The sequence below is a fragment of the Tenacibaculum xiamenense genome, assembly GCF_964513065.1.
GTDB classification, from domain to species: domain Bacteria; phylum Bacteroidota; class Bacteroidia; order Flavobacteriales; family Flavobacteriaceae; genus Polaribacter; species Polaribacter xiamenense.
Genome location: NZ_CAZEQU010000014.1, coordinates 186,214 through 200,715, shown reverse-complemented (window position 1 = coordinate 200,715; position 14,502 = coordinate 186,214). Strand labels below are relative to the sequence as shown.

Below are 14,502 nucleotides of genomic sequence, written 5' to 3'. Positions count from 1 at the left end.
GAAATTTAATAGGTATAAGCGTTTATTTCCGCCAATGATGCATTGTTAGTTCCATCATATGAGCTTTTGACTATAACCTTAAAATACCTGAATGCCCCCGTTGAATCTAAATCTATGTTGTGAGCACTGACCGAATTTTGCAATACAAAATCTCCTAAAGATGTCCAGCTAATATTATCATTGCTTACCAGTATTTGAATATCCTTTACTGTTCTAGATAATGTTTGTCTCTGGTAAAATTGGAATCCAGCAACTGAAGTAAGCTCTCCCATATCAATAACAATATGATGCGGTATAGTGGCAGTACATCCTTGAGACCAGCACGAATGCCAATAGGTGTTTAAATCTCCGTCTAATACATCGGAAGCCAAGCCTGTTGTCCCCTCTCCTCCCTGATCTTCTTGTGTACTATACTCAGTAACCATCCATGTACCTTTATCCAGTAAGACAGGTTCCTCTGGTAGTGATGGAGTTTCTAGTTGAGAAAAATCTATATTCGGAATGTTTCCAGTAGAAGTTCTAGTAAAATTTGTTCCATAAGTTTGATTTCCTGTAAAAAAACCACAATTACTTAAATAGAAAGCCCCTCCATCTAGACCTCCATCATAATCTAGCCTTACACCTGCATTTGCAGTTGCATCATACGTAAATGTTCCTCTAGTTATTTCATTCCAAACACCATCTGATGTATAAACCCATTGGTTACTATACTTTCCTTTTCTATTTTCATCTCCCATTGCTGTATCAAAATTTTCTAAAAATGAATATAGTCCTGTTAAATAAGTAGAAGTTTGAGGTCTTCTCATACTTGCTATTAACTCCCATTCACCAACTTCTGGTGCGAAAAAATATGCTGTATAATCGGTGGAATTATTAGTTGAAGGTTCTCCCTTTAATAAAAATTTATATGTTTTACCTGGTTGCCAATCAAAAACCTTAAAACTCTGTAAACCTGAGCCCTCATTACCAAAATTTTGTACTGTTACTCCATCTCCCGCTCCCAAGTTTTCTACTTGATAATTTTCTGGAATTTGATCCGGGTTATCGGTCTCATAAGCACTCCAAATTGAAAACAATACGCGCCTTTCTGTTGGTGAATTCACTTGGATTCCAAAATAGCCCTGTTGATGCCCATTTGCCATAAAAAATGTTCCTACTGGATCCTTTCCGATGGGCACAGTAATTTCGTTGTAAAACCACTGTACATCTTTCCCTACTGGAGATTCATAAGCCATATGCACAGAAGGTCCCCTTCTTCCCCAATAATACCATTCAGAATTTATGAATGTTATCTTCGAATTCCAAGCACTATCACCCAGCTTTATATCTGAAATTTGACCAAAAGTACTGGCTTGAGTAGATATTCCTTCCAGTTCGATATAATGATATCCTACTTCATCAATAGTAAATGTTCCTATATAATGGGTTTTAAAGTTGTTAGATTCTGAAAAACTAATCTGCTCCGTCGTATTACCTAGTGTAATATTCAACTTAGTTGTTTTTGCAAATTTGGCTTTTATACCAACTTCAATGGTTCCTGTTTGAGTTGCGTAGAAATAGGTACGAATAATATCATTAGAATTGGTCCAATTATTTATTCCTCCAGAAGAAATAATCGATTTGGTCGCCGATGGATTATCAACCACCCAACTATTGCCTTCACAAGGTATATTAACAGTTAAGTTATTTTCCGGAGAATTATCTGTTACGATATCATCTGTAATGTTATCGACCTTATTGGAACAGGCCATTACACTTATAACTACACTAATTTTAATACACCAAATAATAAATTTTGTTTTAAACATTACTTTAATATTTTTTTGAAATTACACGCAATCTAATGATCTATTTAATTACATTTTTATCAGAATAGTGTACTAATTCGTAAATATTTAAAGAGACAAGATTTTGAAAATTAAATAGTTTTTTGAAGTAAGTTAATTCCACAAAAAAGCTCTTAAAAAAATTTTAAGAGCTTTTAACCAAAGTAACTCAAATAATTAAGCAGTAGAAATAATTGTTTTTAGTTAGTTTAATCATTTATTGTTTTTTATTATCAAATCACCAGTCTCGTTGTATAAACCTTCAGCTATCCATTTAATACCTATAAGACTGATCTAGTCAACACCTCATAGAGTCTTTATACTTTTCAATAACAACACCAACTAATAAAATCCGAATAGCACGATTCAATTAAAATTAAATCGATTAAGGTTTTAATGTCAATATCACTAGACAAATTTCTAATTTTTATACATTGTTTGAGATATACATATTTTCAAAAAGGATGTTTTTTTGAGCCTATAGAATAAATTGACAAAAAAGTACACCTTTTAAAAAAAACAACCAACCTAACGCACTTGAAACAAAGGTATTGCTACATGAATATATTAGTATATTTACAATAGGTGCTTTATAACTGTGTAATTATAAAAATTAAGAATGGACTTCGGAAAATATAAAATAACCATATTGAGTTGTACTCTCTTGTTAAGTTTTGTTGCAGTCATTGCTCAAGACAATATAAATTTTAAACATATTACCCCAAAATTCAACAATAAAAGTATATTCATTTCTCAAACAGCTCAGGACTCCTTTGGCAATATTTGGATGAATTCTCAAGATGGAATATTAAAATATAATGGGTATAGTTATGATTTTATAGAAAAAGAAGAATTTTTCCCTAGTATTGGTGATAACGAAAAACTTACAGAAATAAAGGAAGATGAATATAAAAATGTATGGATTAAAAGTGGTAAGGGTCTTTTAGGTAAGTATAATTCTGAGGAAGGCAAATTCGAAGATTTTTCAGCTAAATTTAAAGCCCCCATTGATGCAATAAAACCAAAAGGTAAAGAAATTTGGGTAGTTTCTACTACCGGAATTCTTCAACGTTACAAGAACCAGAAAATTGAAACTGTAGCAAATATTCCAAATTTAAATGGAATTGATAATAAGATAAGTGGCATTGAATTTGTTAATAAACAAGAGCTGTATATAAGTACTACCAAAGGTAAAATATACAGTTTTTCAAATGTTACTAAAAGATTAAAAGAACTTATTGGTCCTTTTACAGATTATCCGACACATGTACTTTTAAAAGCCGACAACAACAATCGATTATGGATAGGCACAGAAACGGGTTTATTAATTTATGACCTTCATAAAGAATCCTTTATCCATAATAACTTTTTTAAGAATAGTCCTTATAATCTCAGTAACAGAATTTTCACAACGCTCTTTCTAGATAAAGAAGACAATATATGGGCTGGTACAGATGGAGATGGTTTATATAAAATAAATAGTAAAACGAGGAAAATAGAGGTCTATAAAAAAGAGAGAGCCAATGAATTTTCCTTAACAAGCAATACTATTGTAAATATTAACCAAGACAGCCGAGGTAATATTTGGATAGTTACTAAATATGGTGGATTTGATATAATTCCAAAGCAAAGTAAATATATAAACTATCATAAAGGTTCAAACAATAATATTCCTCTCAGAATTTTATGCATGTACAAAAGTAAAAATGGAGATCTTTGGATTGGTACCGATGGAAACGGAATTACCAAAATAAACAAAAATCATAATTATCCTAAGCAATACTTTGATACTGATAATTTTTACGTGCAATCGATAACTGAAGATGATAATGGTAATATTTGGTTTGGTACTTATAAAAATGGTTTATGGTTTTATAATAGGCATTCAAATACATTTAAAAATATACCAGTGGTTAATAGTAAGAATCAAAAAGCCACTGACGTACGTACAGTTTTTAAAGACTCAAAAGGTCGTATATGGGTGGGATCAAATACTGCTATCAATATATTTTCATCTGATCAAGATTTAATTGCAAGTTTCTGTCAGAATAAAAATGGGCTTAGAGGAGTAATCGCTGAGAGTATTATAGAAGATGCAACAAATACTATTTGGATTGGAGTTCATAAAGGTGGTTTATTTAAATTTAAAGAAAACGCAACAATACAACATTCATCCTTTGTAATCTATGAAAATAAATTTGACAATAACAACAATAACCCTAAAGTCATTTCAATGCTCATTGGTAAGCCAAATGAAATTTGGTTTATTAATGGTGCTAGTAAATTAAATCTCTTTAATACTAAAACGGAGGAATTTGAAAATTTTGACAGTTTAAAATCATTAAAAAAGGCAACACTTATGGCATTGGCTAATCAAGATTCAAATAATATTTGGATGAGTTCAGCCAATGGTGTTCATCATTTTGATAGGAAAAACAATCTTGTAAGAAGTTTTCATACATCCGATGGATTTCAAAGTAATTCTTTTATGCTTAGATCTTCGTTTAAAGATAAAAATGGTAATATTTACTTTGGTACAGCAAAGGGTTTAAATTTTTTTGATCCTAAAAAAGTTATTAAAAAAAACTCTAAAGCCAAATTATTTGTTAACGATATTAAGGTTTTAAACAAACCTGTAAAGAGTATTTTGTCTGATCAAATAACAAAAGATGTAAACTACTTAGGTAAATTGGATTTAAAAAATGATCAATCATCTTTCTCTGTTAAATTTGCTGCTATTGGAGATGTACTTAATCCTAATTATTCTTACACGTACAAACTTAATGGGTTTGATAAAGAATTTAAAACAACCATTTCAGAAGGTTTGGCAACTTATACAAATGTTCCAGCGGGGAAATATGTTTTAGAGATTAAGACTAACGAAATAAATGAGGGGACTTTAATTGATAGTAGAAATATAGCAATTAATATAGACCAACCTATTTGGAATAAACCAATGGCATATTTATTTTATTTAATGCTTTTAAGCCTTTTAACTTACGGTATAACAAAATGGTATTTTTTAAGAAAAAAACTATTAATTTTTAAAATTAGTAGGAGAAAGGAAAACGAATTGCATAAAGCTAAAATGAATTTCTTTGCTAAAATGTCTCACGAAATACAAACACCAATTACTTTAATTCTTGGACCAATTGAAGACATGCAAAAACGTGCAGAACTAAATGGTAATATGTTACTTAAAGAACGTTTGAACATAATATCTAATAATGCTAATCGCTTATCAAGAATAGCAAGAGAGTTAACATTAACTAGAAATAAAGAGTTAAACAAGTTAAACCTTGCGGTTACTCCTAACCATTTATATGAAAATATTTCAAAAATTAATTTGTCTTTTAAAGAATTAGCAAGAAGCAAAAAAATTGACTTTTCAATCAATTGCCCTAAAAACTTGTCCAATGCATGGTATGACAAAGAAAAAATAGAGCATATACTTTACAATTTACTTTCAAACGCATTTAAATACACTCCATCAGAGGGTAATGTTCAACTTTATGTTACACCTATTAAAAACAAAAGCATGCTGCAAATATCTATTACCGATTCTGGTCCAGGTATTACCAAAGAAGATCTTAAGGATATTTTTAAGATTTTTTACAGATGCAAAAATAACACGCAAATAAACGGAGCCGGAATAGGTTTAGCTCTGGTTAAAGAGTTAATAATTCTTCATAAAGGAAAGATAAAAGTTAAAAGTTCTCTAGGTGAGGGCACCACATTTATCATCAAATTTCCAATAGCCGAATCTAGTTATAGTAGTTCAGAAAAAATAACCTCCAGTGAAACAACGGAACCATTACCAACAATAAATGAAACAGTAGTTATTCAAGATGAAGAAACTCATGACAATACAAAAAAAACAATTTTAATTGTTGAGGACAATTTCGAACTACAGCACTTCTTAAAAAATCTACTAAAATCAGAGTACAACATACTTCTTGCTGAAAACGGCGAAGAAGGATTTTACTATGCTAAAAATAACATTCCCGACTTAATTCTCAGTGATATTATGATGCCAGAAATGGATGGAATTACCATGAGTAAAGAGTTAAATAAAAATAAATTAACCACTCATATTCCTATCATATTACTTACAGCGAAAAACTCTACAAAATCTAAAATTGAAGGATTAAAAACTGGAGCAATTGAATACATAAACAAACCATTCAATACCAATGAATTACTTTTAAAAATTAACAACATACTTGTTTCTAAAGAAAATGTAATTACAAAGTATCGCAAAGAAATTATTAATAAGCCCAAAGTAAATATTAATCAATCTCAAGACGAGAAATTTTTAGAAAAGCTAGCTTCTACGGTTAATAAGAGGCTTTCAGATTCCAGTTTTAAGGTGGATGAATTAACTGATATTTTTAACATGAGCTATTCTAGTTTGTATAGAAAATGTTTGTCACTAACTGGATTAAACCTTATAGAATATTTAAGGCTATTTCGATTAAAAAAAGCTGCTGTTATTATAGCTAAATATGGTTACAATATTTCCGAAACTGCCTATTTAGTAGGTTTTAATGATCCAAAGTACTTTACTAAAAGTTTTAAAAAGTATTTTTCCTTAACCCCAAAAGAGTTCAAAATAAATGCTTTGGAACATCCTGAAAATATAGAAGATTATTTAAAAAAATTCAATATTGACATTAATAACATCGAAAAGTCATCTTGATGTTTTTATGATTTAAAAAATTTACTATTACCTATAAAAAACTAGAAAGCTGTCCCTTTTTAATACTCATTAATACCGTTATAAAAACTCAAAACTAAAATAATAACAAAGGTTTTATTAAAATGTACTCTATAACCTATTCTTAAAACCCTCTGAAACTAATTTAACACCTTTCCTTTTCAACCTTGTATTATTAAGATAAGGTTTTAATATATCTAAAGAAGTTTAAATTGTTCATGGAGATTGTTTTGATAAACTGAAGCTGATAACGGTTAATGCCAAAAAACTATAAGTACTATGAAAGTATATAACTTATTCTTTTAGATAAACCTCTGAAGTGCAAAACCCTAAAAGACAATAATACCTGACTTTTGTTAAGAAAAAATTAATTAAGTATTTATCCTTTAACTGATTGTCTATTGTTATGAAATCTCGCTCTAATAATTCAAAAATTTGTTTCTCTTCTTCTTTGCTTACGTTAAAATAGTTTTTTAGAATCATCTGAAGGCTTTCAAGATTATTACTCTTCATGTTTTTATTCATGTATGCTTTGATGCTTTTAACGAAACGATTGCTTCCTAAATTAAAGATTTCCTTTTTTTTATCAGGCTCCGTATAATAAAACATTTCATCTATAAAACGAGTAAGGTTCATCTGATTTCTTTCGGGATAGTCATCTATAGGTAATACTACATTTACAAGCTTATTAATTAAAGAAACTTGTTCATCATTTAAGAAAAGATATTTTTTTTCTGGTTTATCATTTATACATGAAGAAAGTATATTCAATAAACTTGGCATAACAACTGCGCTTCCAAGTGCTAAAGAAACCCGTTTAATTGCTTCTCTTCTCTTCATCAGTAATTACCTTTTTTAAATTCTGCAATGGCATGATGTGCTGCTCTAGCAGTTAATGCCATATAAGTCAAAGAAGGGTTTTGATTACCCGAAGAAGTCATACATGATCCATCTGTAACATAAACATTTTTTACTGTGTGAATTTGATTATATTTATTTAAGACTGATGTTTTAGGATCTTTGCCCATTCTCGCTGTACCCATTTCATGAATTGCATGCCCAGGAATAAATGTGTCTTCAAAACCTTTAACATCAGAAAAACCAGCATTTAATAGCATTGCAATGGCTTCGTTTTTCATATCCTTGCGCATTTTTATTTCATTTTCTTTAAACTCACAATCAAAAGTAACTGTTGGCAAGTTCCATTTATCCTTTTTATGGTAATCTAAAATCATTTGATTCTCATGATAAGGCAAACATTCCCCAAAGCCTACTATACCTATTTGCCAACTACCTTGCGTATAAATTTGTTCTTTGAGTTTTTTACCTAATGACAATTCTTTAATAGCTCTTTTCCAATTGCTTCTACTAGCCGAACCTTGAAATGAATACCCTCTTAGGAACTCTTTTTTTGAAGCACTGTCTCCTAAATTTTGAAACCTTGGAATATGAAAACTGGCAGGTCTGTTATTGTAATACTTAACCTCATTAAATCCTTTATAGATTCCAGTTGCCCCAACTCTAAAATGATGATCCATAAGATTGTGCCCGAGTTCACCACTATCATTTCCCAAGCCGTTTGGGAATCGCCTCGACTTTGACTGTAAAAGAATACTTGTTGATGCTATTGTTGATGCACAACAGAAAATAACTTTAGAGTAATAAATCATTTCAACCTTAGATTCGGCATCTATTACCTTAACTCCATAAGCTTTTTGTGTTTTTTCATCATATAGTATCTCATGAACTATAGCATATGGTTTCAGTACCATATTACCTGTTCTTTGTGCAGCTGGCAAGGTTGAAGAATTACTACTAAAATAACCTCCAGAAGGACAACCACGCATGCACTTATTTCGATATACGCAGTTGTGACGTCCTTGATGAATATTAGTTCCGGTTAAATTTGCAAACCGTCCAATAGTAAGACACCTTTTACTCTTATAATATTTCGAAATTTGTTCTTTGAACTCTTCTTCCACAACATTTAAGTGCATCGGTGTTGTAAAATGACCATCTGGTAACTGGGGTAAACCTAAAGCTTCACCACTCACACCAATAAACTTTTCTACATAGGTATACCATGACTCAACATCCTTATATCGAATGGGCCAATCTATGGCTATACCTTCTTTTGCATTCGCCTCAAAATCAAGATCACTCATTCGTAAAACTTGTCGTCCCCAAGTCAATGAACGTCCACCAACGTGATAGCCTCTAATCCAGTCAAATCTTTTAATTTCATTATAAGGGTGTTTAAGATCATTAACAAACCAGTGCTTTGTAGACTGGTGGGTTACAAAGCCTGTCCTTGCTTGCTTATATTGCTTTTTTTGATCCTCCAAACTTGACTTTCCTCGATAGTTTAAATCCCAAATATTTTTTTCAGCTGTAGAGTAATCCTTGATGTGCTCAACGTTTCTTCCTCTGTCTAAGACAAGAGTCTTTAAACCTGCTTCACTAAGTTCCTTCGCTGCCCAACCACCCGAAATACCGGTCCCTATTACTATTGCATCAAAAATTGTGTCCAAATCATTTAAATATTTAAGGTAAATTTGAATTGAATAAAATAGACTTCTCTTTTAAGAAGTTCAATTGGCTAAAAATAGTAACTGAAATAGGTAAGTAAATTGTCAAATAAGTGTGTTTTTTCTGCGTAAACAACATTGATTATGGAGTTAATAGGTTTTATCAAGAAATACCTAATAGTAAAGAAATCCGAATACTTGTTATATTTGGAAATGTCCACGTATCATCTCCAAGACCACTTTTAGAACCATCTCTTCAATGCGGTTTTATTTAATTTGGTTATTTATAAAAAATGAAATACGAAAATTACCGTTACCCAAAAATTTTATGGACCGCTAGAACTTCTTTACTAGTATTAGTAGTTGAATCTTAGTAGTCCTTTTTCACATTGTATTTTGGCTAATTAATGTAAAAAAGTTAAAAACCGAGAATTCTAAGTCACTACGTTGTCATAATTTAAGAATTCGTAATCATCTTCACTTATATAACCTAAGAAAACCTTAAACGAAAAAACAAATTCAAAAGCTTAAAAATCAAATCATTATATTTACCATTCAATAGTTATCTAATACTTATGATTGTCTTTACCTGACTTTTTAATGAAGTAATAAAGATTAACAATTCGAAAAGAAAAATATCGAAACAAGTTCAATCGTTAGTTATTATGAAAGAAAAAACTCTAATCCTACTTTTTTCATTCTCCGCATTGATAATTAATGCACAGAATAAAAAGAAAGATTCTATTTCTTATTGGAAAAAAGAGGGTAATGTTTCTTTTATATTCAATCAATCTTCTTTTAATAATTGGTCAACCGGAGGGGCAAATGTTATCACAGGGAATTTAAGCTTTAATTGTGATTTTAACTATACCAAAGAAAATTGGATTTGGGATAACAAAATTATTGCTTCATATGGTTTAACTAAAGTTAAAGGCTCTGAGGTTCAAAAAACTGATGATCGGCTTGAAGTAATATCCGTTCTGGCAAAAAAAGGAAACGGTTATTGGTATTATTCGTTACTTTTTAACTTTAGAGCTCAAATGAATTCGACGGAAGATGATTCAGGAATAGAACTATCTGATTTATTATCACCATCCTATTTCTATTTTGGTCCAGGTGTATTATGGAAAAAAAATGATAAACTTAAAGTAAACATATCTCCAATAAATTCTAAGTTAATTTTGGTAAAACCTAAGTTTACCAATAATCTTCCTCCAAATACTTCATATTTTGGGGTACAATCTGGAGAAACATCTCGATATGAGATGGGTATTGCTATAAACGGTTATTTTAAGATCGAAATTATCAAAAACATTATTATTGAAAATATTATAAACATATATAGTAATTACCTGGACAAACCTAAAAATATAGATTTCGATTTTACCGCTAATTTCACAATGGTTTTCAATAAATACATATCGACAAATTTGACATTTCAAACCGTGTATGACGATAATGTTTACAAAGGTTTTCAAACGCGGCAGTTGTTTGGTTTGGGTGTTAATTACACCTTTTAATGAAATAAATTTTAAGTTAACTAAATTTTAAAACAATGACGAAAAGAAGCAAATTAACTTTATTAATAATCAGTATCTTAATAGTTATAGGAGTGCTTTTTATTAAATTATATCAAAAAGAACTAGTTGCCTATATAGCTAGTGGAAACTTTGGTCTTAAAGATAAAAAAGATGTTAAACTAAACAAAAACATACAGTGGTATGACGACTATTATGCCGTAAAATATATACCCCCTACAACCATTGCTATTATCGAACCTAGATATTGGCAAATAAATATAAACTATCTTATCTTGGGTGAAAACAAAGCGCTTCTATTTGACTCAGGACCAGGTGAAAGAGATATCATGAATGTAGTTAAATCTATAACAAAATTACCAACAACAGTTATGGCTAGTCATTTTCATTTTGATCATATTGGTAATATGGATAAATATAGTGGAATTACATTATTAGAAGAGCAATTAATTGATGGTGAATATAAAAACAACATATTCTTACCAACTTCAGATGCCTTTATTGGAAAATACGAAGGACGAAAGACTCCTGAACTATTGGTTGATAAACTTATTAAGCATGGAGATAGTATAGCGTTAGGAAACCGAAATTTAACAGCTTTTTATACTCCTGGTCATGGCAATAGTTCTGTTTCCTTATTCGATAAGAAATTAAATTTTCTTTTCACAGGAGACTTTTTTTATAAAGGTAAATTAATGGCCTCAAATGATATCCCTAATACAAATATTGATAAATATAGAAAATCGATTACATTAATGCTAAATGTTATAAATGACCAAACTTCCATTTATGGCGCGCATAATAATATCTTCGAAAAAGATGGCACCTTAAGTTCCTTGAAATTAGATGTAAAAGATTTAAAAGATTTACAAATATTCTTACAAGATAAACAGCAAAACTCTCCCTCTATTACCGAAAAAGTGAATGATAATTTTTCCGTTGTTTATTAGTTCAATAAATTCTAAAAACAGAATACTAATGTTTTTAGATAAATTGAAAGAAAGTTTTACCTACTTTAAATAAATAAACGCCAATTCTAAATAAAAGAACTGGCGTTTATTATTTATATTTCTATTTGAATTATTCTGTTTCTATACTTTTATATGCGGAAATAATTTTTCTTACAAGTCTATGACGTATTACATCTTTATCATCTAAATACACTTGCCCAATACCTTCAATATCCTTTAATGCCAGTAAAGATTCTTTCAGCCCAGAAACCTGCTTTCTTGGTAAATCTATTTGACCTGGATCACCTGTAATTATAAACTTTGCATGCCTTCCCATACGTGTTAAAAACATTTTCATTTGCGCATGAGTGGTATTTTGAGCTTCATCTAATATTACAAAAGCATTATCTAATGTACGTCCTCTCATAAAGGCTAAAGGAGCTATTTGTATTGTTCCGTTTTCAAGATAAGCTTGTAACTTTTCGTGAGGAATCATATCTCTTAAAGCATCATAAAGTGGCTGCATATAAGGATCCAATTTTTCTTTTAAATCTCCTGGTAAAAACCCTAAATTCTCTCCTGATTCAACCGCAGGTCTTGTTAAGATAATTCTCCTTACCTCTTTTTCTTTTAAGGCTTTTACAGCTAAAGCTACGGCCGTATAAGTTTTACCAGTTCCCGCTGGTCCCACTGCGAATAACATATCATTTTTACTCATCAGAGAAACCATTTTTCTTTGGTTTTCTGTTTCTGGCTTGATTAATTTTCCACTTACTCCATGAACGAGAACATCATTATTATTTCCCGACTTTCTTATTTCTTCTTCTTTTCCTGTAGAAGTTAGAATTCGTTCAATACTATTCTCATCGAGTCTGTTATAACGATTAAAATATTTAATAAGCATATTCAACCGTTTTTCAAACTCATCTAAAATTTCAGCTTCTCCGTAAATTTTAAGTTTATTCCCTCTAGCAACAATTTTTATTTTTGGAAAGTACGTTCTTAATTGAGAAATGGTACTGTTTTGAGCACCAAAAAAATCATTTGGATTGATTTCTGTTAATTCAATAATGCGTTCGTTCAAATGTTATAAGTTTTAATATTATTCTTCCTAAATGTAACGATTATTTTTAATGAATTGCTTAGTTTTGTTCTAAATTTCAACATAATTTTTCACAAAACAATTAACAAGCACCTAATTCAATGCCTATCATAACTTTAACCACTGATTTTGGAATTAAAGATCACTTTGTAGGTGCTGTAAAAGGAGCAATCTATTCAGAATTACCTGATGCTAATATTGTTGATATTACCCATCAAATCTCTCCTTTTAATATTACAGAGACAGCTTATATTTTAAGAAATGCTTACAAAAGTTTTCCTGATGGAACAATACATATTGTTGGTGTAGATTCTGAATTAAGCAAGGAAAATAAGCATTTAGCTATTGAACTGGACAATCAATACTTTGTTTGCCCTGATAATGGTTTAATTTCAATGATTGCTTCTGAAGTAAATCCGACAAAAATTGTGGAGATCAATATTCACAATCATATTAATTCAAGCTTCCCTGTTTTGGATGTTTTTGTTAAAGCAGCTTCTCATATTGCTCGTGGCGGTAGTTTAAACGTTATTGGAAAAGAGATTCAGGAGTTAAAAAAATTAGTTGAAATTCAACCAAAAACCAATCAAGACAAAAGTATTATAAAAGGTGGTGTAATTTATATTGATAATTACGGTAATATTATTACCAATATTAATCAAAAACTTTTTACAACAATTGGAAAAGGAAGAAGTTTTACGATTACCGCTGGAAGATACAAGTTTACTGAGGTATTTAAAAGTTATAATGGTATTGTTGATTATAACATACCTGAAGAAAAGCGCCAATATGATGGAGAAAAATTGGCTATTTTTAACTCAGCAGGTTTCTTAGAAATTGCTATTTATAAAAGTAATTTGGAAACCGTAGGTGGAGCCTCTACTCTACTAGGCTTAAAATATAGAGATACTATTATTGTTGAGTTTGAAGATGTTGTTAAGCCAGAATTTATTCCTATAAATCAATAAATATGTTTGTTAGAATTGTAAAATTGAGTTTTCAACCTGATAAAATTGAAGAATTCTTAGGTAATTTTGATAAAAATAAGGAAAGTATACGAAATTTCCCAGGTTGTCGTTTATTAGAGTTATACAGAGACAAAACAAATACAGACGTATTTTTCACATATAGCTATTGGGATTCTGAAGAAAATTTGGAATTGTACCGAAACTCAGATTTGTTTAAGGGTATTTGGGAGAAAACTAAAGTATTGTTTAATGATAAACCAATGGCTTGGAGTGTTGACAAATTAGCTACACTATCTTAGTTAGAGTTTACTCTCAATCTGTTACTTATATTTTGATAAATGAATAACCTATTTTCTTCCTTTCCTAAATTACAAACTCCTCGACTGTTCTTGAGAGAGTTGTTATTAAAAGACAAGGTTGAATTGTTTGAATTAAGGTCAAATGACCTAGTAAACAAGTTTATTACAAGGAATATTCCAAAAAATATTAAGGATGTTGAAAACTTTATTCAGAACATTCATGAACTTGTAAATAGTAAAAAGGGAATTTATTGGGTTTTAGAATATCAAGAGAAAGTAATTGGCTCAATTGGACTTCGACACTTTAATAGTGACTATAGCTATGCGGAAATTGGATATGAGTTACATCCTGACTTCCATGGATCAGGATTCATGAGCGAAGCTCTTCAAGCAGTTTTGGAATTTGGTTTCTTTAAGCTTAACCTTAAAGAAATAGAAGCATACACACATGAAAAAAACGAAAGTTCAATAAACCTACTGAAGAAACATAAATTTCAGTTAAAGAAAAATAAAGTAGATTTTCAGTTTGAGAATAATATTATTTTTGGTCTGTTAAAAAATGAATATCAATAAT

At 30.2% G+C, this 14,502-nt stretch carries 10 protein-coding genes; 6 read left to right on the top strand and 4 right to left on the bottom strand.

Annotated features, from left to right (window positions below):
* Nucleotides 1-5: 5 nt before the first annotated feature.
* Nucleotides 6-1,808: a DUF3472 domain-containing protein gene (locus ACKTTV_RS06085; protein WP_408029931.1), complete on the bottom strand. Its 1,803-nt coding sequence runs from the start codon at nt 1,806-1,808 to the stop codon at nt 6-8.
* A 637-nt stretch (nt 1,809-2,445) separates the two neighbouring features.
* Here ACKTTV_RS06085 and ACKTTV_RS06080 point away from each other — a divergent pair.
* Nucleotides 2,446-6,525, top strand: coding sequence for a two-component regulator propeller domain-containing protein (locus ACKTTV_RS06080; protein ID WP_408029930.1), 4,080 nt, complete (start codon nt 2,446-2,448; stop codon nt 6,523-6,525).
* Between the two features lie 312 nt (nt 6,526-6,837).
* Here the strand turns inward: ACKTTV_RS06080 and ACKTTV_RS06075 are convergent, their stop codons facing one another.
* Nucleotides 6,838-7,383 (bottom strand): gluconate 2-dehydrogenase subunit 3 family protein, encoded by a 546-nt coding sequence (locus ACKTTV_RS06075; RefSeq protein ID WP_408029929.1) that lies wholly within the window; start codon nt 7,381-7,383, stop codon nt 6,838-6,840.
* The gene (locus tag ACKTTV_RS06070; RefSeq protein ID WP_408029993.1) at nt 7,383-9,065 is read right to left on the bottom strand and encodes a GMC oxidoreductase; all 1,683 of its coding nucleotides are present in this window, start codon (nt 9,063-9,065) and stop codon (nt 7,383-7,385) included. The genes ACKTTV_RS06075 and ACKTTV_RS06070 overlap by 1 nt, the downstream gene beginning before the upstream one ends.
* A 671-nt stretch (nt 9,066-9,736) precedes the next feature.
* Between ACKTTV_RS06070 and ACKTTV_RS06065 the strand changes: the two genes are divergently transcribed.
* Both ACKTTV_RS06065 and ACKTTV_RS06060 read left to right on the top strand, forming a co-directional pair.
* A complete protein-coding gene (locus ACKTTV_RS06065) occupies nt 9,737-10,591 on the top strand; it encodes a DUF3078 domain-containing protein (RefSeq protein WP_408029928.1) in 855 nt (284 codons plus the stop codon).
* Nucleotides 10,592-10,626: 35 nt separating this feature from the next.
* Nucleotides 10,627-11,559 (top strand): MBL fold metallo-hydrolase, encoded by a 933-nt coding sequence (locus ACKTTV_RS06060; protein ID WP_408029927.1) that lies wholly within the window; start codon nt 10,627-10,629, stop codon nt 11,557-11,559.
* 130 nt (nt 11,560-11,689) lie between these two features.
* Here the strand turns inward: ACKTTV_RS06060 and ACKTTV_RS06055 are convergent, their stop codons facing one another.
* Complete coding sequence (locus ACKTTV_RS06055; RefSeq protein WP_408029926.1) at nt 11,690-12,643, bottom strand: PhoH family protein; 954 nt, start codon at nt 12,641-12,643, stop codon at nt 11,690-11,692.
* A gap of 119 nt (nt 12,644-12,762) precedes the next feature.
* Between ACKTTV_RS06055 and ACKTTV_RS06050 the strand changes: the two genes are divergently transcribed.
* From ACKTTV_RS06050 to ACKTTV_RS06040, 3 genes are read left to right on the top strand one after another with little or no spacing between them, the layout of a single operon-like run.
* Complete coding sequence (locus ACKTTV_RS06050; RefSeq protein ID WP_408029925.1) at nt 12,763-13,629, top strand: SAM hydrolase/SAM-dependent halogenase family protein; 867 nt, start codon at nt 12,763-12,765, stop codon at nt 13,627-13,629.
* A gap of 2 nt (nt 13,630-13,631) precedes the next feature.
* Nucleotides 13,632-13,928, top strand: a complete 297-nt coding sequence (locus tag ACKTTV_RS06045) for a putative quinol monooxygenase (protein ID WP_408029924.1) — start codon at nt 13,632-13,634, stop codon at nt 13,926-13,928.
* Between the two features lie 39 nt (nt 13,929-13,967).
* Entirely contained in the window at nt 13,968-14,501 is a 534-nt protein-coding gene (locus ACKTTV_RS06040; RefSeq protein WP_408029923.1) for a GNAT family N-acetyltransferase, read from the top strand.
* Nucleotide 14,502: the final 1 nt, after the last annotated feature.